This window comes from Nocardioides sp. Z30_9 (assembly GCF_058215735.1).
Window position 1 is genome coordinate 1,657,034 of sequence record NZ_JBZAJF010000001.1, and the last position, 22,163, is coordinate 1,679,196.

A 22,163-nucleotide genomic window follows, 5' to 3' on the forward strand; every position below is an offset into this window, starting at 1 on the left:
TCGTGTCCTTGGCCGTATCCGACGCTGTGAGCCGTGTGCTCGGAGTCGCCCTCGAGGGCGTCACCCTGCGCCAGAAGGTGACCGCCGACAACATCTCCAACGTCGACACCCCGGGGTTCCGGGCGACCAGCGTCGACTTCGAGACCTCCCTGCGACAGGCGGTCGAGGGCGGCAAGATCACCGCGAGCTCCAGCGGTGGCGTGAGCGTCGAGACGAACCCGACCGACACCCCCGTGGGCGCCAACGGCAACAACGTGGACCTGCGCAAGGAGACCCTCGCCGCGGTCCAGACGCAGTACCAGTACCAGATGCTCTCCCGCGCCGTGAACGACCGGTTCACCCGCATCCGCGACTCCCTCGGCGGCATGTGATGGGCGCCTTCGACGTGCTGCGGATCGCCAGCTCCAGCCTGGGCATGCACCAGACCTGGCTGGACACGCTCGCCAACAACATCGCCAACGTGAACACGGTCAAGCCGACCAGTGAGGACGCCTTCACGGCGCAGTCCGTGATCGCCGAGGCCCGCCAGGGCGGCGGCGTCCAGGTGGGCGGCATCGTCGAGGGTGACCCGGCCGGTCGCCTGGAGTACGCCCCGGACCACCCGCTGGCCGACGAGCAGGGCTACGTGCGGACACCCGAGGTCGACATGGCCAGCCAGATGAGCCAGCTGGTGATGGCCCAGCGCGGCTTCCAGGCCTCGGTCCAGGTCACCAAGGACGCCCAGGAGACCTACCAGTCCGCCCTGTCGATCGGACGTGCCTGATGAGTGTCTCCGGGATCGAGTCCATCGGGTTCACCCCGCTCGCCACCCCCACCCTCGACGCCGGCAGCGGCGTCAAGGGAGCTGCCGCCAGCAGCTCCGTCAAGGGTTCCGGCGAGTTCGGGGAGCTGGTGCTCGACGGCATCGACCGGCTGGAGTCGGTCCAGGCCGCCAGTGACCAGCTGGCCGTCAAGGCCGCGACCGGTGACCTCCAGGCGATCCACAACTACACGATCGCCGCCACCGAGGCTGCGGTGACCACGCAGCTGACGGTCGCTGTGCGCAACAAGGCCCTCGAGGCGTTCAACGAGATCATGCGGATGCCGGTGTGATGAAGGATCGAGTACTGCAGAAGTTCTCCGGGTACCAGCAGACCTTCTCCGGCTTCACCGCCGCGCAGAAGGTGGTCGCCCTCCTCGGGACCGGGGCCCTGCTCCTTGCCGCGGTGATGGTGTTCCGCTGGGTCTCCCAGCCCGACTACGCCCCGCTCTTCAGCAACCTCTCCTCCGAGGACGCCTCGGCCGTGATCGAGCAGCTCGACGCCCAGGGCATCGACTACGAGCTCGGCAACGGCGGCAACAGCGTGCTGGTGCCCCGCAACGACGTCTACAAGACGCGCATCCAGCTCAGCGGCGAGGGCCTGCCGAGCGGGTCCAAGGGCGGCTACTCGCTGCTCGACGAGCAGGACCTCTCCACCTCGCAGTTCAAGGAGCAGACCGACTTCAAGCGGGCCATGGAGGGCGAGCTCTCCAAGACGATCGAGGCGATGGACAGCGTCCAGTCGGCCGTCGTCCACCTCGCCATCCCGGCCAAGCAGGTCTTCGCCGACAAGCAGGACCCGCCGACCGCGTCGGTCCTCGTCGGCACCCGCCCGGGCTCCACGCTGAGCAACGAGCAGGTCCAGTCGGTCGTGCACCTGGTGGCCGCGAGCATCGACGGCATGGACGCGGAGAAGGTCACCGTCGCCGACTCCACCGGCAAGCTGCTCTCGACGAACGGATCGGTCGGAGGCGCCGCGGCGAGCACGCGCAGCCAGTACGTCACCGACTTCCAGAACGAGATCAACGCCCGTGTCCAGGCGATGCTGGACCGCGTGCTCGGCCCGGGCAACTCCAACGTCCAGGCCACCGCGGACCTCAACTTCGACAAGACCGTCACCGAGTCCCGCAAGTACGCGCCCGCCGACCCCGAGGGCCTGGAGCTCTCCTCCACGACCAACACCGAGGACTACACCGGACCGGCCGGCTCCGCCGCCGCCGCCGGCGTGGTCGGCCCGGACGGCCAGATGGACACCTCCGCGGGCGGGGACGGCTCCGGCTCGAGCTACGCCAAGAAGTCCGAGACCAAGGACAACGCGATCAACAGCACCACCGAGCGCCGCGAGGCCGCCCCCGGTGCGGTCGACTCCCTGCACATCGGCGTCGCCCTCGACCAGGAGGCCGCGGCGAGCAACGACCCCGAGGAGATCCAGCAGATGATCGCCTCGGCCCTGGGCATCGATCCCAAGCGCGGCGACACGGTGCGCGTCTCGGTCCTGCCCTTCGACCGCAGCGCCGAGGAGGCTGCCGCCAAGGCCGTCAAGGCCGAGGCGGCCGCCGCCGAGAAGGCCGGCCGGATGGAGCTGCTCCGCAACGTGTCCATGGGCGTCATGGTGCTGCTCGCGCTCCTCGCCGCCTGGATCACCGGGCGCCGCCGCAGCAAGAAGCGGCAGGAGGCAACGACGTACGTCGTCGAGCAGCTGCGCAACGACGCCGCCCGCCGCGACGAGGGCCGTGCCCTGGAGAGCCCGGCGAGCGCACTGCTGAGCCTCGAGGGTGCGTCCTCGCCCGAGGACGACATGCGCGCGGAGCTGATCGCCCTCGTTGAGAGTCAGCCCGAGGACGTCGCGGCCCTGCTACGCGGATGGCTGGTGGAGCGCTGATGACGCCGTCGGTTGCCACCATCGGGGTCCGCAAGGCCGCGATCGTGCTGATCCAGCTCGGCCGCGAGCGCGCGGCCCTGGTGCTGAGCAAGCTCAGCGAGGCCGAGGTCGAGGCGGTCAGCGCCGAGATCGCCCGCCTGGACTCGATCACCCCCGAGGAGAACTCGGCGGTGATGGGCGAGTTCCACGACCTGATGACCGCCCGGTCGCACATCGCCCAGGGCGGCCTGGAGTACGCCAAGCACCTGCTCGAGCAGTCCCTCGGTCCCGAGCGCGCCTCCGAGATCATGGACCGGCTCAACGCCGCGGCCGTGCAGCTGCCGTTCCAGTTCCTGCGGCGGGTGGACCCGGCCCAGCTGCGCTCCTTCATCGTCGACGAGCACCCGCAGGTGATCGCCCTGGTGCTGGCGCACATGTCCGCGGAGAAGGCCTCGCTGCTGCTCTCCGGGCTGCCCTCGGACCAGCAGGCCGAGATCGCGCACCGCATCGCGGTGATGGACCGCACCTCCCCCGAGATGATCAAGGCCGTCGAGAGCACCCTGGAGCGCAAGCTCTCCTCGATGCTCCAGCCGTCCGACGTGTCGCGCGTGGGTGGCGTGGACCCGCTGGTCAACATCATCAACCGCTCCGACCGGTCGACCGAGCGCCAGATCGTCGAGGGGCTCGAGGCCCTCGACGCCGCTCTGGCCGAGGAGGTCCGGAGCCGGATGTTCATGTTCGAGGACATCGTCCAGCTCGACGACCGCTCGGTGCAGCTGGTGATGCGCACGATCGACACCGGCAGCCTGGCGCTCGCCCTGAAGGGTGTCTCCGAGACGGTGCGCAGCAAGATCACCACGAACCTCTCCCAGCGTGCCGCCGCCGACCTGATCGACGAGATCGAGATCCTCGGCGCGGTCCGGCTCACCCAGGTCGAGGAGGCCCAGCAGGGCATCATCCGCTCGATCCGCGAGCTCGAGGAGCAGGGCCAGATCATGCTGCGCCGCGGGAACGACGATGACTTCGTCGTCTGAGCCGCGCGTGCTGCGCGCCGGCCAGGCCGGATCGGCGTACGCCCCGAGCACGCCGGACCTCCGTGCCGGCACCTGGACCCGGCTGGGGTCCAACAGCACCTTCGGCGACCTGGTCACCGAGGACACCCTGTCCGGCCTTGCCGAGCGCACCCGCTCGACCGCGGAGGCACAGGGGTACGCCGTCGGCTGGACCAAGGGCGTCCGCGAGGCCCGGGCCGCCGAGCAGGCCGCCCGCAGCGAGCAGGAGGAGCAGCTCCGTCTCGACTCCGAGCGCCGCGAGGCCGAGCACGCCAACGCCCTCGCCGCCCTGCGCGCCGCCGCCACCAAGCTGGGGCAGGCCCGGGCCGAGCTGGTGCACCGCCTCGAGGAGCAGTCCGCCGCCCTCGCCGTCGCGGTGACCACCGAGGTGCTGGGCCAGCGGGCCGCGGAGCAGACCCCCGTCGAGGTGGTACGCCGCGCGCTGGACGTCCTCCCCGAGGGCGCCCTGGCCACCGTGAGACTGAGCCCTGCCGTGGCCTACCACGTGCTCGACGCCGAGCTGCCCGCCGGCGTGACGATCGCGGTCGACGCGACCCTCGCGCAGGCCGACGCCCTGGTCGAGCTGCACGACCACGTCCTCGACCTGCGCATCGACCGCGCGGTCGCCCGGGTGCGGGAGGCGCTGCGATGAGCCTGCTCGCCACCTCGATGCTCGACCTCGCCAGGGACGCGGCCCGCCCCGCACGCCTGGGCCGGGTCTCCGAGCTGCTCGGGCTGCAGCTGCGGGTCACCGGCCTCGACGCCGCGGTCGGCGACCTGCTCTCGGTCGAGGGCGCCTCCCCCGTGCTCGCCGAGGTCGTCGCCAGCGGGCCGTCGGGCCTGGTGTGCCTGCCGTTGGGCTCCACCTCGGGCCTGAGCATCGGGGCGCCGGTGCACCCTGCCGGCGGGCCGCTGCGGATCGGTGTCGGCGACGCCCTCCGGGGACGGGTGCTCGACGGCCTCGGACGCCCGATCGACGGCGGACCCTCGCTCGACTCCCTGCCTCGCGTCACGGTGGAGCACGCTGCTCCCGGCGCCCTGGCCCGCCCGCGCATCGACCACCAGGTCGGGCTCGGGGTCCGTGCCCTGGACGCGCTCGTCTCCTGCGGCCGCGGCCAGCGTCTGGGCATCATGGCCGGCTCCGGCGTCGGCAAGTCCAGCCTGCTCTCGATGGTGGCCCGCGGCACCGACGCCGAGGTGTCGGTGATCGCCCTGGTCGGTGAGCGCGGCCGTGAGGTGCGGGAGTTCATCGAGAACGACCTCGGGCCCGAGGGCCTCGCTCGGTCGGTGGTCGTGGTGGCCACCTCGGACGCTCCTCCGGTCGAGCGGCTGCGCTGCGCCTTCGTGGCGACCCGCATCGCCGAGTTCTTCCGCGACAGCGGCTCGCACGTCGTACTGATGATGGACAGCCTGACCCGGGTCGCCATGGCGCAGCGCGAGATCGGCCTCTCGGCGGGCGAGCCCCCGGCCACGCGCGGCTACCCGCCCAGCGTGTTCACCCTGCTGCCGCGGCTCCTCGAGCGCGCGGGCACCAGCCCCGAGGGCAGCATCACCGGGCTCTACACCGTCCTGGTCGAGGGCGACGACCTCCAGGACCCGATCGGCGACAGCGCGCGCTCGATCCTCGACGGCCACGTGGTGCTCTCGCGGCGGCTCGCCACCTCGGGGCACTTCCCGTCCATCGACGTGCTCGAGTCGATCTCGCGGGTCACCGGCGCCGTGACCACCCGCGAGCAGCAGGAGGACGCCCGTCGGCTGCGCCGGCTGCTCGCCGCCCACCGGGAGGTGCGCGACCTCGTCGAGATCGGCGCCTACGTCAACGGCGCGGACCCGAACGCCGACCAGGCGCTGGAGCTGATGCCCCGCATCGAGGCGTTCCTGCAGCAGTCGATGGACGACCCGACCGACTGCGCCACCACGTGGGAGCGACTGCACGGGCTGGTGAACCGATGACCGCACGCGACGTGCACTCCCTCGACGCCGTGGCCCGGGTGCGCCGGGTCCGCGAGCGCGACAGCCTGGCCGGCCTCCAGATCGCCCTGCGCGAGGTGGAGACCTCCCGCATCGAGCTCGCCTCCGTCGAGTCGCGGCTCGCGGGCCTCGCCGGCGAGCACGCCTCCTCCCCGCTGGAGTTCGTGGCGCTGCGCCAGACCATGCTGGCCCTGGGCCAGGCGGTCGCGACCGCCCGCACCCGGCTCGAGTCGGCGGGCAGCCTCGCCGCGTCCGCACAGTCCCACTGGCAGCACGACCGCACCCGCCTGCGCACGATCGAGATGCTCCAGGAGCGACGCCTCGACGAGGCCCGCGCCGAGGCCCTTCGTGCCGATGCGAAGGTCCAGGACGAGGTCGCCACCCAGCTGTGGCGGCGTACCCGTGCGCTCGGGGAGGCATCGTGAGCGTCGGCGACGTCACCTCCCGGATCCAGCAGCTGCAGTCCCAGCTGGCGCTGCTCAGCCCGGTCCGCACGTCCTCGGTGGACGCGGCCAACGGGACCGCGTTCGCGCAGGCGCTCGGCACCGCAGGCACCGGCACCGGCGCGGTCACCGGCAACGACATCGTCAACGAGGCCAAGGAGTTCCTCGGCCTCCCCTACGTCTGGGGCGGCAACTCCAAGGAGCGCGGCGTCGACTGCTCCGGCCTGGTCCAGCAGGTCTACCAGAAGTTCGGCTTCGACCTCCCCCGTCTCTCCGCGGACCAGGCCCGCCAGGGGCGGCCCGTGGCCAGCCTCGCCGAGGCCAAGCCCGGCGACCTCCTCGCGTGGGACAACTCCAGCCGCAACAACGGCGCCGACCACATCGCGATCTACGTCGGCAACGGCAAGATGATCGAGGCACCCCGCACGGGACTCGACATCCGCATCGTCGACGTGCCGAAGACGCCCGACATGATCCGCCGGATCCTGCCCGACTCGGCCGTCTCGGGAGTCTCCCCCGTGGCCGCCGCCGGCGTCGCGGGTGGCGGCACCGTCTCCGGCGTGCCGTACGCCGACCTGTTCAACCAGGCAGGCGCGAGGTACGGCGTCAGTCCCGCCCTGCTCTCCGCGGTGGCCAAGCAGGAGTCCGGCTACCGCCCCGACGCCGTCAGCCCCGCCGGGGCGCGCGGCCTGATGCAGCTCATGCCCGGCACCGCGAAGGGCCTCGGCGTCACCGACTCGATGGACCCGGCCCAGGCCGTCGACGGAGCCGCCCGGATGCTCCGCGACCTGCAGAACCGCTTCGGCAGCACCGAGCTCGCGCTCGCGGGCTACAACGCCGGCCCCGGTGCGGTGATGAAGTACGACGGCATCCCGCCGTACGCCGAGACGCAGAACTACGTACGCAACATCATGTCGATGTTGGGGAGGACCGCATGACCCAGATAGCAGTCGAGTCCTCGGTCTCCGCCCTCCCGGCAGGGGTCCTCGGGAACCCGCCGGCCGTGGGGATCGGCGCCGCGGAGGCCTTCTCCGTGGCCATCCGGCTCGCGCTCGGAGTGCTCACGGCTCCGGCGACCACCGGGACCGCTCCCGGCGAGCAGGAGGGCGCCCAGGAAGGTGGCCAGGAGGGTGCGCAGGAAGCACCCGCCGATCTCCTGGCCGACCTCCTGGCCGGCTTGCGGCCAGGTCTCCAGGCCGGCGCCGCCGCGCTCTTCCCGGGCCCCCTCGGTGGCAGCCCCTCCGGGGACGCCACCGAGACCACCGACCCCGAGGCCGACGCCACTGCCGGTCCCGCTGTCGATGCTGGTGCCGTGCTCGGCCTCGCGTTGGCGCTGGACGGACTGCTCACGGTGCCGGTGCCCCCGGCACCGGAGGCCATCGCACTGTCGGGCGACGCGGGCACGGGCAACGGCGTCAGTGCCGACCTGGTGGTCCCGCCGGCCGACGGCCCGTCCGCGGACGCCCCGGCCGCCGCCACCCAGGCAGCGGACAACCGGTCCGGCGCCCAGACCACCGGCACCCAGCCCACCGGCACCCAGCCCACCGGCACCCAGCCCACCGGCACCCAGCCCACCGGCACCCAGCCCGTCGACGTACAGCCCGGCGACGTACAGCCCGGCGACCACCAGGCCGAGGCCGTCCCCGCGCCCTCCGGCCCCACGGGCAGCCAGGCCGTTGCCGGACCGGCGCAGGTCGCACCGGCGCCGGACCTGCCCACGACACCCGTCTCGCGCGCGGTGGCCGGCCAGGTCGTCCCCGAGGTGACCAAGCTGTTCAGCAACGGCGAGGGCGTCCACCGCGTGACCCTGGAGCTGAACCCGCGCGCGCTCGGCGAGGTCCGCGTCGTGCTGACGGTGCGCGACGGCGACGTGCACGTGCGGCTCGCCGCCGGCAGCGAGGCCCGGGAGGCGCTCGCGCTCTCCGCCCGCGACCTGACCCGCGCGCTCGAGCTGATCGGCGTCAAGGACCACAAGCTCACCCTCGCCGAGCTCCCGGGGGTGGCCTCCTCGAGCGGCACCCAGTCCGGGTCGCTCGCCGACACCCCGGAGAACCGGGACCAGCAGGCGGCCTTCACCGGTCGCTTCGACACCCAGCAACACCACGGATCGCGTCACTCACGGATGGGCGACGACAGCCATGCCACGGACGGCACCGACCACGACCACGGCTCCCGCTCCCGCGGGGACCGTTCGATCCACGAGGTCAGCCACGTCCCCAGCCGGGGCGGGGTCGACCTCCGGATGTGAGGAGGACGCATGTCCATCGGAGCCACCGAGCCGCTGACCTACACCGGCATCCTCGGCACCGGACCGACGACCGGTGCCGCCACCGGACCCACCACGACGACCAGCACCTCGGCCGACAAGGACATGTTCTTGCAGCTGCTGGTCGCCCAGATGAAGTACCAGGACCCGATGAACCCCACCGACTCCAGCCAGTTCCTGGCGCAGTCGGCGCAGTTCACCGCCCTGGAGAAGATGCAGGACGTCGCCGACCAGACCGCTCAGCTCGTCGCCAGCCAGATGGCCTTCGGTGCCAGCGGGCTCGTCGGGCGCAGCGTCTCCTGGACCTCGGCTGACGGGGCCCTCCAGAACGGCACCGTCAACGGGGTCACCTTCGGCAGCGACGGGCCCGTGCTCGACGTCGCCGGCAACCAGGTGCCGCTGGCCCAGGTCCAGTCCGTGACCTCGGGTACGCCGTCGACCGCCATCAGCAGAACCGATGGCAGCAGAACCGATGGCAGCAACACCGACGGCACCGAGAGCCCCATCACCGCGTAGCACCGCCGGCCCAGGGGCCGGTGCACCCATCCATCGAGAGGAACCCATCCCATGCTTCGCTCACTCTTCGCCGGCATCAGCGGCCTGCGTGTCAACCAGACCATGCTCGACGTCACCGGCAACAACATCGCCAACGCCAACACCGTCGGCTTCAAGTCCAGCACCACCGTCTTCTCCGACACGCTGAGCCAGATGCTCACCGCGGCGTCGGGGTCCAACGCCGCCCGCGGCGGCACCAACCCGGTCCAGGTCGGGCTCGGCGTCCAGGTCGCGGGCACCACGACCAACTACAACCAGGGCTCCGCGCAGAGCACCGGCCGGGCCACCGACCTGATGATCCAGGGCGACGGCATGTTCGTGGTCCGCAAGAACGGCGAGCAGCTCTACACCCGCGCCGGCTCGTTCACCTTCGACGAGACCGGCGGGCTGGTCAACCCGACCGGCGGCCGGGTCCAGGGCTATGCCCTCGACGGCAACGGCAACCCCACCGGCGGGCTGATCAACGTCTCGCTCGACTTCAGCGGGCTGACCCCGCCGGTCCCCGCGGGGGTGCAGATGACGTCGTACAACATCGGTGGCGACGGCAAGCTGCGTGGGGTGTTCTCCGACGAGACCCAGCGCGACATCGCCCAGCTGGCGATGGCCAACTTCAACAACCCGATGGGGCTGGAGAAGGTCGGCGAGACCTCCTTCCGGGAGACCGCGAACTCGGGCGCGCCCCAGGTCGGCCTCCCCGGTGCCGGCATGAACGGCGACCTCGTCGGCGGCATGGTCGAGATGTCCAACGTGGACCTCGCCGTGGAGTTCACCAACCTGATCCTGGCGCAGCGCGGGTTCCAGGCGAGCTCGCGCGTGATCACCACCTCCGACCAGGTCCTCGAGGACCTCGTCAACATCAAGCGCTGACCCTGCCGAGAGCACCCTGGCGCCCCGCGAGTCCGCGGCGCCAGGGTGCTCTCGTACGTCCGCCCGGCTCCTCCCCGCGCCACTGCTGCGACAACTGCTTCGGCCACCCTGCACAAAACCGCCTTTTTCGGACACCTTTTTCGGATCAACGGCTCAGGTCGGGGCGGGCACGGCCGATGGATCAGGTACCTGGCCACGGATGGCCGCTCACAGGTGTAGGCACAAGGAAGGTGCGTCGTGATAGCGCTCACGCGAATCTCAGGTCAGCCGTTCGTCTTGAACTGCGACCTCATCGAACGAGTCGACTCGACGGCCGACACCGTGATCACGCTGGTCGACGGCAAGAAGTACGTCGTCCTGGAGTCCCCCACCGCCGTGACCGAGGCGATCCGGCGCCACCGCAGCGAGATCATCACGCTGAGCCGCTACCTGCAGCCGGTCGACGTCGGCCTGGACGCCGACGGCCACTGCGGTGAGCCGACCCCCTCGGTCCCGCACCTGTCCCCGGTCACCCCGATCTCGCGGGAGGTGTGATGGATCCGGCACCCGCCATCGGCATCGGCGCCGCCTTCGCCGTCGTCGTCACCGCGAACGTGCTCGAAGGGGGCGACCCGACGAGCCTGTTGCTGCTCCCGCCGATCCTGCTCGTCTTCGGCACCACCCTGCTGGTCACCATGGCCGGCGGCACGATGCACGACGCGAAGACGGCCGTCTCCTCGGCCAAGCGCGCCTTCACCGGCAAGGCCGAGTCCCCCGAGGACCTCGTCCCGCAGGTGGTCACCCTCGCCGAGCGCGCCCGCCGCGAGGGGCTGCTGGCCCTGGAGGACTCCGTCAAGGAGGTCGACGACGACTTCCTGCGCCGCGGCGTCACCATGGCCATCGACGGCACCGACCCCGAGGAGCTGCGCGAGATCCTCGAGTCCGAGGTCTATGCCAAGCGTGCCGCCGACAAGCAGGCGGCGAAGTTCTACGCCGACGCCGGCGCCTACGCGCCCACCATCGGCATCATCGGCACCGTCATGGGCCTGGTGCACGTGCTGGAGAACCTGGCCGCGCCCGAGGAGCTCGGGCACCTCATCGCCGGCGCGTTCGTGGCGACCCTGTGGGGCGTCACGTCCGCCAACGTGATCTTCCTGCCGCTCGGCAACCGCCTCAAGCGGCTCGGCGAGCTCGAGGCGGCCCGGATGGAGGTCACCATCGAGGGCGTCGCGGCCATCCAGGCCGGGTCGAACCCGCGCGTGGTCGCGCAGAAGCTCCGCTCGCTGATCATCGGGCGCAGCCAGGAAGAGGCGGCCTGAGATGAGCCGCGGCAAACGTCAGGCTCCGCACGAGGAGCACGAGAACCACGAGCGCTGGCTGGTCACCTACGCAGACATGGTGACGTTGCTGATGGTGCTGTTCATCGTGATGTTCGCGATGAGCCAGGTCGACGAGAAGAAGTTCAACGCCCTCAAGGTGGGTCTCGCGGCCGGGTTCGGCCAGTCGACCTCCCTCCTCGACGGGTCCAGCAGCCTCCTCGAGCAGCCCGGCACCGCCATCGCGGCGCCGATCGCCCCCGCGGAGCTCGCCAGCGACCTGCCGCCCAAGCAGCAGGCCGCGGTCGCCCAGGCAGTGGAGCGCAACGACCGTCTCCGCCAGCAGCGTGAGTACGCCGACGCCGAGGTGGAGGTCGACCGGCTCGAGGGCATCCGCAAGCGGCTCTACGAGGCCCTGAAGAAGGCCGGCCTGCAGGACGACGTACGTACCGCGCTGGACGAGCGCGGCCTGGTGGTCAGCCTGGTCTCGCGCCACGTGGTCTTCCAGAACGACGTCGCCGAGCTCTCCCCCCGTGGCCGCAGGGTGGTCGACACGATCGCCCCGGTCCTGGCCGAGCTCGACGAGTCCCTCTCCATCGACGGGCACACCAACCAGGTGAAGGTGAAGCCGAAGTACTTCCCGACCGACTGGGAGCTCTCGGCCGCCCGGGCCGTGCGGGTGCTGCGGTACCTCAACGAGACCTGGAAGCTCCCCAACAAACGGATGACCGCCAGCGCGTTCGGCCCCGAGCGGCCCATCCTCGACCCGGCCAAGCCCGGGTCCCAGGAGGTCAACAAGCGCGTGGACATCGTCATCCACTCGTCGCTGCCGGCCCAGACCCGTTCCCTGATCAAGCAGGTCCTCAGCACCCACGACCTCCCCGGAGGAGAGCCCTCATGACCATCACTGCCATGCCCACGAGCCCGCCGGCCCAGGGCACCGACGGCGCGGCCCCGGCCGAGAGCAAGAGCCGGAAGAAGATCGTCGTCATCGTCCTCATCCTGGTGCTCGCCGCCGGCGGCTACTGGAAGTTCCGGCCCCAGCCCCCGGCCCCGCCGAAGCCCGGCGAGGTGATGACGCTCGACCCGATCCAGATCAACCTGGCCGGTGCGCACTACCTGCGCCTGGGCCTGGCGCTCCAGCTGTCCGACAAGGCCCACGAGGCCGACGGCAGCAAGGCACTGGACGCGGCGATCAGCGAGTTCAGCGGGCGCGACCTCGCCGAGCTCACCGACCCGAAGAAGAGGGAGAAGCTCAAGAAGGACCTCGAGCACGAGCTCGGGGAGCGCTACCACGGGGACGTGATGGAGGTGTACTTCACGGAGTTCGTCACCCAGTGAGCTGAAAAGGCTCAGGTCAGGTCCACGCCGGTCGATACGACGGGCGTGAACCCCGCATCCTCACCCTCCCGCGCCACCGGGGGTTCCGTCCTGCCCGAGGGCCGCGAGCGGCCCGCAGCGGTCGCCTACGACTTCAGCCGGCCGATCCAGCTCTCCCGCGAGCACGCCCGCATCCTGCAGGTGGGCCTGGACAGCTTCGCGCGCCAGGCGACGACCCTGTTCACCTCGTCCCTGCGGACGGTGTGCTCGCTGACCCTGCTCTCGGTCGAGCAGCGCAACTACGGCGAGTACGTCCACGGGCTGCTCGCGCCGACGTACATGACCATCTTCACCGCGGACCCGCTGGCGGGTCGCGGCGTGCTCGAGATGCCGGTCAAGGCCGCGATGACCTGCATCGACCACATCCTCGGCGGGCCCGGCTCCGACTCGCAGCCGCTGCGCACGCTGAGCGAGATCGAGAGCACCGTGATGACGCGGCTCATCGAACGCCTGCTGGCCGAGATGCGCTACTCGATGGGCAACGTGCTCGAGTTCGACCCCGTGATCCAGGGCGTCGAGTACAACCCGATGTTCGCCCAGCTCGCCGGCGCCTCCGACGTGGTGGCCGTCGCGACCTTCGACCTCCGCATCGGCGAGCGGCCCCACCGGGTGACGCTGTGCCTGCCGTTCAGCGAGCTGCTCCCCTACCTCGTCGCCGCGGCGGCACCGGCTCCGGTCTCCGACCGCGAGCGCGCCACCCGGGTCCGCTCGGCCGAGCTTCTGCGCCGCCAGTTCGAGTCGGTCCCGGTCGACATCGCCGTCCGCTTCCGGACGACGCACGTCTCCCCCGACTCGCTGGGCGAGCTGGCCGTCGGCGACGTCATCCGGCTCAGCCACCCCGCCGCCGCACCCCTCGACGTCACCACCGACGACACCGTCTTCGCCCACGCCACCCCGGGCTCGAAGGGTCCGAAGCTCGCCGCCCTCGTCGTGGGCGCCCCCAAGGAGGACCGATGACCACCCAGCTCCCCACCGTCGACACCACGATCGCGATCGCGGCCGCCACCCTCGCCTCGGGCGTGCTGCCCTCGGTGCAGCCACTGATCGTGGCAGGCGCCCAGGTCGGCACCGCCGAGGTCGGCGCCGGCTTCCCCGGCGCGGTGGTCGCCCGCCTCACCGGTCACCCCACCGCCCGGATCGGGATCCTCGTCGGTGACGAGCTCGTCGGCGCCCTCGCGTCCAGCCCGACGCCGGGGCTGCGACTCGCCGCCGCGGTGCAGCCCGCCGTGGACGCCGTGGCCCTCACCGTGGGCGCCACCGCCGAGGCGGCCACCGACGTCGACCCCGCCTCCCTGGCCGCCGAGCTCGGCGGGCCGTTCACCGTCGTACCGCTGATCGGCGCCGGCGCCGCCGCCGCGATCGCCGTGACCAACGACGTCCTCGTCGCCGCGACCACCGAGACGGGTCAGTTCTCCACCGCCACCAGCGCGGCCGCCGCGAACGCCCCGACCGTCCCGCCGGCCGCCGTCACGCACCAGCCACTGACCGGGAACCCACAGCCCGGAGTGGCTCCGCGACGCGGCATCGAGATGCTGCACGGCGTCGACATGGAGCTCACGGTCGAGCTCGGGCGCACCCGGATGGCCGTGCGCGACCTGCTCGCCCTGGCACCCGGCGACGTCCTCGAGCTGGACCGCGCAGCGGGCAGCCCCGCCGACCTCCTGGTCAACGGCCGATTGATCGCCCGCGGCGAGGTCGTCGTCGTGGACGAGGACTTCGGACTCCGGATCACCCAGATCCTCGACTCCAGCGCTGGGTGACCATGGTCGAGCTGGCAGTACGACTGGTCTTCTCACTGGCCGTCGTCATCGGTCTCCTCCTCGTCACCGTCAAGGTGGGAGGACAGAAGTTCCGTCCCCGCAACGGCGCCCTGGTGCGCGTCGTGCACCGTCAGGCGCTCAGCCGGGGAACCGCGGTCGCCGTCGTACAGGTCGGCAGCCGCGTGCTGGTGCTCGGCACCACCGAGCACCAGGTCAACGTGCTCGCCGAGCTCGAGGAGGGCGAGCTCGGCGAGCCGGCAGAGGTCGTCACGGCCCCGGCCGCGCGCGACGACCACGCCGAGGTCACCGACCTCGACGACGTCGCCGCCAGGCAGCCCCTCCCGTCCCTGCCGAAGGAGCGGTCGCTGGCCGCCACCGGCCCGCTGGCCGGCTCGGTGCTCTCCGCCGAGACCTGGCGCCAGGCGATGGCCGTCGCCACCGGACGCGCCTCGTGAGCACGGTCCGGCGCGCGCTGCTGCTCCTGTCGCTGCTGTTCGCCGGGTTCGTCGTCTCGATCGCCGTACTGCCGGCCACTGCCGGCGCGGCCACCAGCCCAGCCGTCAGCCCAGCCACCAGCACGGCCGGCGTCGGCCAGGTGAGTACGCCGAGCCTGCTGCCCGCCGCGCCCGGTGACCCCGGCGAGCCCGACGGCCCGGAGGGGCCGGACGGACCCGCGGAGCGAAACCAGACCGACGTCAACGTCAACCTGAGCGGGCTCACCGACAAGCCGAGCACCTCGGTCTCGGTCATCCTCACGATGACCCTGCTCTCGCTGCTGCCTGCGATCGTGCTGACCTGCACCAGCTTCACCAAGATCCTGGTGGTGCTGGGCCTGACCCGCAACGCGCTGGGGCTGCAGCAGTCGCCGCCCAACCAGGTGCTCGCCGGCCTCGCGCTGTTCCTGAGCCTGTTCATCATGACCCCGGTGCTCAGCGGCATGAACGACGCAGGGCTCAAGCCCTACATGGACGGCGACAAGACCTCCGCGCAGGCCTGGGAGGACGGCTCGGAGCCGCTCAAGGAGTTCATGCTGGACAACACCGAGGACGAGCAGCTCGAGCTGCTCACCAACGTGGCCAAGCGGGAGCTGCCCAAGAACCGCGCCGACGTCGGGCTGAGCACCCTGATCCCCGCGTTCGTGCTCAGCGAGCTCAAGCAGGCCTTCATCATCGGCTTCATCGTGTTCATCCCGTTCCTGGTGATCGACATCGTCGTCGCCGGAGCGCTGATGGCCCTGGGCATGATGATGATGCCGCCCGTGATGGTCTCGCTGCCCTTCAAGCTGCTGCTCTTCGTCCTCGTCGACGGGTGGGGACTGCTGATCAAGTCACTCATCTCGAGCTACGGGTAGGTGCCTCGATGACAGACACCACGATCATCGAGCTGGCGATGAGGACCATGATGGTGGCGCTGAAGCTCTCGGCACCGATCCTGGTCACCTCGCTGGTCATCGGCTTCGTCATCTCGATGTTCCAGTCGATGACGCAGATCCAGGAGTTCACGCTGTCCTTCGTGCCGAAGCTGATCGGCGTCGGGATCGCGCTGCTCGTGTGCGGCAACTGGATGCTGCACACGCTGATGACCTTCACCATCGACCTGTTCGAGGGCCTTCCGGCCATGCTGGGCTGACCGATGGAGATCACGGTCCCGGGCGACGCGCTCATCGGGTACCTGCTCGCCTCGGTACGGATCGTGTCGTGGCTGGCCGTCGTACCCCCGTTCTCCTCGCGAGCGGTGCCCAACACCGCCAAGGTGATCCTGTCCCTGGGACTGGCCTTCGCCGTCGCCCCCGCACTGAAGGACACCGCGCTGCCGACCACGGCCCTCGGCCTGGCCGCCGAGACCGCGACCCAGGTCGCGATCGGGGCCTCGATGGGCTTCGTCACCTTCATGCTGCTCGCCGCCATCGCGGCCGCCGGCGCCATGATCGACGTCTTCGGCGGCTTCTCGCTGGCCCAGGGCTTCGACCCCCTCGGGATGAACTCCAACACCGTCTTCGGCACCTTCCACCAGATGCTCGCGACGAGCATCCTGTTCGTCACCAACGGGCACATGCTCGTGCTGGGCGGCCTGCTCAGCACCTTCCGGTTCCTGCCGGTCGGCGCCAACCCCGACACCACGCACGCCACGGAGGTGATCGGGTCGGCCTTCCGGGTCTTCTTCACGACCGCCGTGCAGATCGCGCTGCCGCTGATCGCCGTGCTGTTCATCGCCGACCTCGGGCTGGCGCTGCTGACGAAGGTCGCGCCCCAGCTCAACGCCATCAATGTGATGTTCCCGGCCAAGATCGGGCTGACGCTGCTGCTGCTCGGGCTCTCCTTCCCGGTGCTGCCGCCCGCCGTGGCCAGGCTGACCGACCTCGCCCAGCAGGCGATGGCCGTGATGTCCGGGGCGGGGTGAGCGATGAGCGCAGGTAGCGGCGGCGGGGAGAAGACCGAGAAGCCCACTCCCAAGAAGCTCAAGGAGAGCCGCAAGGAGGGCCAGGTCGCACGGACCCAGGACCTGGGCGGCTGGGCCTCGATCCTGCTGTTCGGGCTGGCCCTGCCGATCCTGCTCAAGCACGAGCTCACCGCGCTGTGGGAGCTGCTCGAGCGGACCCTCGCGCTGACCGAGAACCCCTCCACCTCGGTGGCGCTGGACCTGCTCGGCGAAGGCGCCCGGCACGCGTTCTTCGCGCTGGTGCTGCTCGGCGGGCTGGTGATGGTGGTCGGCGTGGCCTCCGCGGTGGCCCAGGGCGGGTTCGTGCTGGCGACCAAGTCCGCCAAGCCGAGCGCCGCGAAGCTGGACCCGATCAAGGGGGCCAAGCGCATCTTCGGCCCGCAGGCCGCCTGGGAGGGCGTGAAGATCCTGCTCAAGAGCACGGTGGTCGCCCTGCTCGCCTATCTCGCCATCCGTGACCTGATGCCCCTGGTGGGCGGCCTGGTGCCGATGCAGGCCACGCTCGAGCAGCTCTCGCAAAGCGTCTTCGCGATGATTCGCAACATCGCCCTGGCGGGTCTGGTCCTGGCCGCCGCCGACTACGCGATGCAGCGGCGCCGCGTCGGCAAGCAGACCAGGATGAGCAAGGAGGAGGTCAAGCAGGAGCACAAGCAGGCCGAGGGCGACCCGATGCTCAAGGGCGCGATCCGGTCACGCCAGCTCGCCGCCTCGCGCAACCGGATGATCGCCGACGTGGCCACTGCCGACGTCGTGCTGGTCAACCCCACCCACGTAGCCGTCGCGCTGCGCTACGAGTCCGACAAGGGCGCACCGCGGGTGGTCGCCCGGGGCGCCGGCGCCATCGCGGCCAGGATCAGGGAGCGTGCCGTGGAGGAGCGGGTCCCGCTGGTCAGGGACATTCCGCTGGCCCGGGCGCTCTACTCCTCCACCCAGGTCGGCCAGACGATCCCGGGCGAGCTGTTCGCCGCGGTCGCCACGGTCCTCGCGTTCGTGATCAGCAGGCGCACCACCGGTCAGTACGGCGGCGAGCACCGGTCCCCCCGGCGCCAGGACGACCTGCCCGCCGTACTCCCCAACGGACGACGTCCCCGGATCTCCTCAGCATCTCCCCCGGCCGGCCGATAGGACCCACGTCGCCAGGACGGCGGGCACCGGCGCCAGGACGGCGCAGCGATCTCCGTTGTCCCCCGAAAGGCTCTCCGTGCCGCTGAAGCGTCTGACCCAGCTGGGCGTGCCCGTCGGCGTCGTCCTCATCGTGGTGATGCTCGTCGTACCGCTGCCCGCGATGGTCCTCGACCTGCTGATCGCGCTGAACATCGTCGCGGCGCTGCTGATCCTGCTCACCGCGATGTTCATCCACCGCCCGCTCGAGTTCGCCGCCTTCCCGGCGGTGATCCTGGTGATGACCCTGTTCCGCCTCGCCCTGAACGTGAGCGCGACCCGGCTCGTGCTCCTCGACGGGTACGCCGGCAAGGTGATCGACACCTTCGGGCACTTCGTCGTGGGTGGCTCCCTGATCGTCGGCCTGATCGTGTTCGCGATCCTGCTCGTGATCCAGTTCGTGGTCATCACCAACGGCGCCGGCCGCGTCGCCGAGGTGGGCGCGCGGTTCACCCTCGACGCGATGCCCGGCAAGCAGATGGCCATCGACGCCGATCTCAACTCCGGCCTGATCGACGAGGACGAGGCGCGCAGGCGGCGTCGTGAGGTGCACGCCGAGGCCGACTTCTACGGCTCGATGGACGGTGCCTCGAAGTTCGTCAAGGGTGACGCGATCGCGGCGATCATCATCACGGTCGTCAACCTGCTCGGCGGCTTCGCCGTCGGCGTCGCACAGAAGGGGATGCCCTTCGGTGAAGCGGTCGAGACCTACAGCCTGCTCACCGTCGGCGACGGCCTCGTCTCCCAGATCCCCGCACTGCTGCTCTCGGTGGCCACCGGCCTGATCGTCACCCGCAACACGGGCGAGGACGACATGGGCTCGGACATCCTTCGGCAGGTCACGGCCCAGCAGGTGCCGCTGCGGGTGGCCGGCTTCGCCGGGCTCGCCCTGTGCCTGATCCCGGGCCTGCCCAAGCTGCCGTTCATCGTCGCCGGTGGGGTGATGCTGCTGGCGTCCACGCGAGCGGGCAAGAAGCCCGAACCACCGGAGCCCGAAGCCGCCCTGGCCCTCACGTCCGGGGAGCAGGAGACGCCGGAGGACCTCGCCCTGGAGATCCAGGTCGACCCCCTGGCCCTGGACCTCTCCGCCGACATCGTCGACCTCGTGGACCCCAACGTGGGCGGCGACCTGCTCAGCCGGGTCAAGGCCCTGCGCCGCAAGATCGCCGCGGACATCGGCATCGTGATCCCACCGCTGCGGACCCGGGACAGCCTCGACCTGCCCGCCCAGACCTACGCGATCAAGCTCTTCGGCGTCGAGGTCGCGCGGGGCGAGGCGCCGCGCGGACAGGTGCTCGCGATCGGCGAGTTCCTCGGCTCCCTTCCCGGTACGCCGACCCAGGAGCCGGTCTTCGGCCTGGACGCCAAGTGGATCGCCTCCGAGCTGCGCAGCCAGGCCGAGCTCAGCGGTGCCACCGTCGTCGACCGGCCCTCCGTGATCACCACCCATCTCGCCGAGGTGGTGCACCAGCACGCCGCGCGCCTGCTGGGACGCGAGGACGTGCGCCTGCTGACCGACGTCGTCAAGCGCAGCCACCCGGTGGTCGTCGAGGAGCTCACCCCGGCCCAGCTCAGCCTCGGCGAGGTGCAGCGCATCCTGCAGGCCCTGCTCGACGAGGGCATCTCGATCCGCGACCTGGTCCGCATCTTCGAGGCGATCTCGCTGCGCGCGCAGAGCACCAAGGACCCGGACACGCTCGTGGAGAGCGCCCGGGTGGCGCTCGGCCCCGCGATCGTGGCCCAGCACACCAGCGCCGACACCGTGAACGTGATCAGCCTCGACCCCCGGCTCGAGCAGCAGATGCTCGAGGCCCAGCGCCAGACCGAGGCCGGCACCATCCTCGCGCTCGACCCCGACACCGGCCAGCGCGTGCTGACCCAGGTCGACCAGCTCGTCCGCGAGGCCCAGAACGCGAACACCAACCCCGTCGTCGTCTGCGCCCCGCAGATCCGGGCGTCCCTGCGCCGCTTCCTGCGGCCGACGATGCCCCGGCTGCCGGTGCTGTCCTACTCGGAGCTGATCGGCACCGGGCAGGTCCGCTCCGTCGGCGTGGTCGTCGTGGAGCGCCTGGCGGTCACCCGATGAGCGCTCCCCTCGGCCTGGTGCTCGGCACCAGCCTGGTGGTGGCCTCACCGGTCCTGTGGATGGTGCACGAGGGCAGCCTGAGCGCCACGGTCGCGCTGCAGCGCTGGGGCATCTGCCTGGTGGTCTGCTGGGTCGCGATCTCGGTGATCGGCGGCCTGGCGTTCCCGGACACCCGCAAGGGCGCGGCTGCCGCCGTACCGCCGGAGTCCGCGCAGCCGGAGACCGAGCCCACCGTCGCCGTGTGAGATCGGTCAGAGCGGGTGGGCACGGCTTGCCTCGGTCCGGGTGTCACGGGCAGGGTGGCCCGATGGAGGACGTGTTGCTGGTGCCGTCGCGCTACTGCGGGCCGGCGAAGTCGGGCAACGGCGGCTACGTCGCCGGAGCCCTGGCTGCCGAGCTCGGGGACACCGCGGGCCGAGCCGTGACGGTCAGGCTCCGCCAGCCCCCACCCCTGGACGCCACGATGCGGATCGTCCGCGCCGATGACGGGCTCGAGCTCACCTTCGGCGGCGCCGTGGTCGCACAGGCAGCCGGGTCCGAGGTCGACGTCGAGCCGGTCGAGGCGGTCCCGTGGGACCAGGCGGTCGCGGCGAGCGCGTCGTACCCCGGGCACCGCTCGCACCCGTTCCCCTACTGCTTCTCCTGCGGCACCGAGCGGATCGACGGGCTGCGGATCTTTCCCGGCGAGGTGCCCGCCGTCCGCGACGGACGCACGCGGGTGGCCGCACCCTGGGTGCCCGAGGACACCTCGGGCACTCCCCTGCGCGAGTACGACGACACCGCCGCCCGGGCCTGTCTGGCCGTGACGTGGTCGGCGCTGGACTGCGTCGGGGGCTGGGCCGGGGACCTGACCGAGCGGCTGATGGTCCTGGGGCAGATGACCGCCATCGTCGACGACCTTCCCGTCACCGGGGAGCCCCACGTGGTCACCGGTGAGCACCGCGGCTCCGAGGGACGCAAGACCTTCACCGCCTCGACGCTGCACGACTCCGACGGGCGCATCGTCGGGCGGGCCGAGCACACCTGGCTCGCCGTCGACCCGGCGACCTTCAACGGCCCCTGAAACGGCCCTGACGGCCCCTGACGGCCTTCAACCGCTGAGGGGCTGAGGGTCACTCCAGGGTGGCGTTGTAGGCCGTCAGCGAGCGCACGAACTCCCGCAGCTCCTCGTCGGTCCAGCCGTGCAGGCGCTCCCCGAGCGCCTGCCGACGGACCTCGGCGATGTCGGCGAGGCGCCGGTGCCCCTCCTCGCTGACGGTGAGGATCATCGCGCGCCGGTCGTCGCTGTCGCGGGCCCGCTCGATCAGCCCGAGGTCGAGCAGCACCTGGACCTGGCGGCTCACCGCGCCCTTGTCGATCGAGAACACCTCGACGAGGTCGCTGGCCCGCCGCGGCCCCGAGTCGTGCAGGGCCATCAGGATCGAGTAGGCCACCGGGGGCAGATCCGGGTGCAGCATCCGGGCGCGGTCCGCGATCACCCGCCGCAGCCGGCGCGCGAGCACGCTCATCTCGTGCTCGAGGGCTCGCAGGGTCTCGTCGTCGGCCACGGCCTCACCCTACAAATGTGTGCGGAATGCAGCGACCCGCAGGTGTGGCTTCGAGAAGCCGCTCGGGGGACGTTCCCGATTCACCTGCGGGTCGGGTGACTGCTTTGGATTCACCAGCGCGCTCTCGCACGGCTGGCCGGCGGGCTGCTAGCGGGCAGCCACCTCACGCGTCCTTGAAGAAATCATTCTTCGGACCACCTCCTTTCCCGTGTCCCACCACCGTAGGTCGTCGCGAGGCGTGACTCAACGGGTTTTCGGGTATGCACCCACGCATGAGCGAACAACCAGCAGACGCGACCGCCGACTCCGCGCCCGAGCCCGACGCCGGCAGCGACTCCGAGGAGTCCAGCTCGATCGAGCTCGAGGAGAGCGAGCCCGGCGAGGTGGGCGACGACAAGCTGCCCGAGGACCTGCAGCCGACCGAGGACAACCCGCTGGCCCGCCACCCCGGCCAGACCGGGAACGACGAGGACAAGATCGGCGCCGACGTCGAGGGCACCGACGCGGGGAACCCGTCGACGAACACCACCTACGGCAGCGGCCCCGACGACGGCGGCGCCTCGCAGGCGGAGCAGGACTCCTCCGACGACGCTCCCGGTGAGTCCGAGAACAGCGAGGTCAAGGCGGAGGAGGACGACGGCTCCTCGACGCTGGACAACGGCGGCGGCGGAGCCGGCTGAC

The 22,163-nt window shown here is 71.2% G+C and carries 28 protein-coding genes; 27 read left to right on the forward strand and 1 reads right to left on the reverse strand.

The features are described 5' to 3' along the window. Positions 1 to 2 precede the first annotated feature (2 nt). The 26 genes from flgB to AC4BGB_RS08115 all read left to right on the forward strand — a co-directional run bounded on the left by flgB (position 3) and on the right by AC4BGB_RS08115 (position 20,998). Positions 3 to 371: a flagellar basal body rod protein FlgB gene (gene flgB, locus AC4BGB_RS07990; protein ID WP_490546246.1), complete on the forward strand. Its 369-nt coding sequence runs from the start codon at positions 3 to 5 to the stop codon at positions 369 to 371. Beyond that, complete coding sequence (locus tag AC4BGB_RS07995) at positions 371 to 763, forward strand: flagellar basal body rod protein FlgC (RefSeq protein WP_490546247.1); 393 nt, start codon at positions 371 to 373, stop codon at positions 761 to 763. Before flgB ends, AC4BGB_RS07995 begins: the two co-directional genes overlap by 1 nt. Continuing rightward, positions 763 to 1,092 carry a flagellar hook-basal body complex protein FliE gene (fliE, locus tag AC4BGB_RS08000; protein ID WP_490546248.1) on the forward strand — a complete coding sequence of 110 codons (330 nt, stop codon included), beginning with the start codon at positions 763 to 765 and terminating at the stop codon, positions 1,090 to 1,092. Before AC4BGB_RS07995 ends, fliE begins: the two co-directional genes overlap by 1 nt. Further along, positions 1,092 to 2,681, forward strand: coding sequence for a flagellar basal-body MS-ring/collar protein FliF (fliF, locus tag AC4BGB_RS08005; protein WP_490546249.1), 1,590 nt, complete (start codon positions 1,092 to 1,094; stop codon positions 2,679 to 2,681). Before fliE ends, fliF begins: the two co-directional genes overlap by 1 nt. Continuing rightward, positions 2,681 to 3,694: a flagellar motor switch protein FliG gene (gene fliG / locus AC4BGB_RS08010; RefSeq protein ID WP_490546250.1), complete on the forward strand. Its 1,014-nt coding sequence runs from the start codon at positions 2,681 to 2,683 to the stop codon at positions 3,692 to 3,694. Before fliF ends, fliG begins: the two co-directional genes overlap by 1 nt. Continuing rightward, the gene (locus tag AC4BGB_RS08015) at positions 3,678 to 4,364 is read left to right on the forward strand and encodes a FliH/SctL family protein (RefSeq protein ID WP_490546251.1); all 687 of its coding nucleotides are present in this window, start codon (positions 3,678 to 3,680) and stop codon (positions 4,362 to 4,364) included. Before fliG ends, AC4BGB_RS08015 begins: the two co-directional genes overlap by 17 nt. Then, positions 4,361 to 5,665 (forward strand): FliI/YscN family ATPase, encoded by a 1,305-nt coding sequence (locus AC4BGB_RS08020; protein WP_490546252.1) that lies wholly within the window; start codon positions 4,361 to 4,363, stop codon positions 5,663 to 5,665. The genes AC4BGB_RS08015 and AC4BGB_RS08020 overlap by 4 nt, the downstream gene beginning before the upstream one ends. Then, on the forward strand, positions 5,662 to 6,108 hold the full coding sequence (locus AC4BGB_RS08025; RefSeq protein WP_490546253.1) for a flagellar export protein FliJ: 447 nt from the start codon (positions 5,662 to 5,664) through the stop codon (positions 6,106 to 6,108). The genes AC4BGB_RS08020 and AC4BGB_RS08025 overlap by 4 nt, the downstream gene beginning before the upstream one ends. Then, positions 6,105 to 7,064, forward strand: a complete 960-nt coding sequence (locus tag AC4BGB_RS08030) for a transglycosylase SLT domain-containing protein (protein ID WP_490546254.1) — start codon at positions 6,105 to 6,107, stop codon at positions 7,062 to 7,064. Before AC4BGB_RS08025 ends, AC4BGB_RS08030 begins: the two co-directional genes overlap by 4 nt. Next, positions 7,061 to 8,374: a flagellar hook-length control protein FliK gene (locus AC4BGB_RS08035; protein WP_490546255.1), complete on the forward strand. Its 1,314-nt coding sequence runs from the start codon at positions 7,061 to 7,063 to the stop codon at positions 8,372 to 8,374. The genes AC4BGB_RS08030 and AC4BGB_RS08035 overlap by 4 nt, the downstream gene beginning before the upstream one ends. Positions 8,375 to 8,383: 9 nt before the next feature. Next, entirely contained in the window at positions 8,384 to 8,908 is a 525-nt protein-coding gene (locus AC4BGB_RS08040; RefSeq protein WP_490546256.1) for a flagellar hook capping FlgD N-terminal domain-containing protein, read from the forward strand. Positions 8,909 to 8,959: 51 nt separating this feature from the next. Beyond that, positions 8,960 to 9,814, forward strand: a complete 855-nt coding sequence (locus AC4BGB_RS08045; protein WP_490546257.1) for a flagellar hook-basal body complex protein — start codon at positions 8,960 to 8,962, stop codon at positions 9,812 to 9,814. 237 nt (positions 9,815 to 10,051) lie between these two features. Further along, positions 10,052 to 10,348 carry a flagellar FlbD family protein gene (locus tag AC4BGB_RS08050; RefSeq protein ID WP_490546258.1) on the forward strand — a complete coding sequence of 99 codons (297 nt, stop codon included), beginning with the start codon at positions 10,052 to 10,054 and terminating at the stop codon, positions 10,346 to 10,348. After that, positions 10,348 to 11,112: a motility protein A gene (locus tag AC4BGB_RS08055; protein WP_490546259.1), complete on the forward strand. Its 765-nt coding sequence runs from the start codon at positions 10,348 to 10,350 to the stop codon at positions 11,110 to 11,112. Before AC4BGB_RS08050 ends, AC4BGB_RS08055 begins: the two co-directional genes overlap by 1 nt. Position 11,113: 1 nt before the next feature. Next, on the forward strand, positions 11,114 to 12,010 hold the full coding sequence (locus AC4BGB_RS08060) for an OmpA/MotB family protein (protein ID WP_490546260.1): 897 nt from the start codon (positions 11,114 to 11,116) through the stop codon (positions 12,008 to 12,010). Then, entirely contained in the window at positions 12,007 to 12,450 is a 444-nt protein-coding gene (locus tag AC4BGB_RS08065; RefSeq protein ID WP_490546261.1) for a flagellar basal body-associated FliL family protein, read from the forward strand. The genes AC4BGB_RS08060 and AC4BGB_RS08065 overlap by 4 nt, the downstream gene beginning before the upstream one ends. A 45-nt stretch (positions 12,451 to 12,495) precedes the next feature. Next, complete coding sequence (locus AC4BGB_RS08070; RefSeq protein ID WP_490546262.1) at positions 12,496 to 13,446, forward strand: flagellar motor switch protein FliM; 951 nt, start codon at positions 12,496 to 12,498, stop codon at positions 13,444 to 13,446. After that, complete coding sequence (gene fliN, locus AC4BGB_RS08075) at positions 13,443 to 14,249, forward strand: flagellar motor switch protein FliN (RefSeq protein WP_490546263.1); 807 nt, start codon at positions 13,443 to 13,445, stop codon at positions 14,247 to 14,249. Before AC4BGB_RS08070 ends, fliN begins: the two co-directional genes overlap by 4 nt. Before the next feature lie 2 nt (positions 14,250 to 14,251). Further along, a complete protein-coding gene (locus tag AC4BGB_RS08080) occupies positions 14,252 to 14,704 on the forward strand; it encodes a flagellar biosynthetic protein FliO (RefSeq protein ID WP_490546264.1) in 453 nt (150 codons plus the stop codon). After that, positions 14,701 to 15,600 carry a flagellar type III secretion system pore protein FliP gene (gene fliP / locus AC4BGB_RS08085; RefSeq protein WP_490546265.1) on the forward strand — a complete coding sequence of 300 codons (900 nt, stop codon included), beginning with the start codon at positions 14,701 to 14,703 and terminating at the stop codon, positions 15,598 to 15,600. Before AC4BGB_RS08080 ends, fliP begins: the two co-directional genes overlap by 4 nt. A gap of 8 nt (positions 15,601 to 15,608) precedes the next feature. Then, positions 15,609 to 15,878: a flagellar biosynthesis protein FliQ gene (fliQ, locus tag AC4BGB_RS08090; RefSeq protein ID WP_490546266.1), complete on the forward strand. Its 270-nt coding sequence runs from the start codon at positions 15,609 to 15,611 to the stop codon at positions 15,876 to 15,878. A gap of 3 nt (positions 15,879 to 15,881) precedes the next feature. Beyond that, on the forward strand, positions 15,882 to 16,649 hold the full coding sequence (locus tag AC4BGB_RS08095) for a flagellar biosynthetic protein FliR (protein WP_490546267.1): 768 nt from the start codon (positions 15,882 to 15,884) through the stop codon (positions 16,647 to 16,649). A gap of 3 nt (positions 16,650 to 16,652) precedes the next feature. Next, on the forward strand, positions 16,653 to 17,813 hold the full coding sequence (locus AC4BGB_RS08100; protein WP_490546268.1) for an EscU/YscU/HrcU family type III secretion system export apparatus switch protein: 1,161 nt from the start codon (positions 16,653 to 16,655) through the stop codon (positions 17,811 to 17,813). Positions 17,814 to 17,889: 76 nt separating this feature from the next. Beyond that, complete coding sequence (flhA, locus tag AC4BGB_RS08105) at positions 17,890 to 19,935, forward strand: flagellar biosynthesis protein FlhA (RefSeq protein WP_490546269.1); 2,046 nt, start codon at positions 17,890 to 17,892, stop codon at positions 19,933 to 19,935. Next, the gene (locus AC4BGB_RS08110) at positions 19,932 to 20,180 is read left to right on the forward strand and encodes a hypothetical protein (RefSeq protein WP_490546270.1); all 249 of its coding nucleotides are present in this window, start codon (positions 19,932 to 19,934) and stop codon (positions 20,178 to 20,180) included. The genes flhA and AC4BGB_RS08110 overlap by 4 nt, the downstream gene beginning before the upstream one ends. Positions 20,181 to 20,242: 62 nt before the next feature. After that, positions 20,243 to 20,998: a hypothetical protein gene (locus tag AC4BGB_RS08115; protein WP_490546271.1), complete on the forward strand. Its 756-nt coding sequence runs from the start codon at positions 20,243 to 20,245 to the stop codon at positions 20,996 to 20,998. A 49-nt stretch (positions 20,999 to 21,047) separates the two neighbouring features. On the opposite strand, the gene AC4BGB_RS08120 is transcribed toward AC4BGB_RS08115, so the two are convergent. Then, on the reverse strand, positions 21,048 to 21,482 hold the full coding sequence (locus AC4BGB_RS08120) for a MarR family winged helix-turn-helix transcriptional regulator (RefSeq protein WP_490546272.1): 435 nt from the start codon (positions 21,480 to 21,482) through the stop codon (positions 21,048 to 21,050). 272 nt (positions 21,483 to 21,754) lie between these two features. Here AC4BGB_RS08120 and AC4BGB_RS08125 point away from each other — a divergent pair, with 272 nt between their 5' ends. Then, positions 21,755 to 22,162, forward strand: a complete 408-nt coding sequence (locus AC4BGB_RS08125) for a hypothetical protein (protein ID WP_490546273.1) — start codon at positions 21,755 to 21,757, stop codon at positions 22,160 to 22,162. Position 22,163 lies beyond the last annotated feature (1 nt).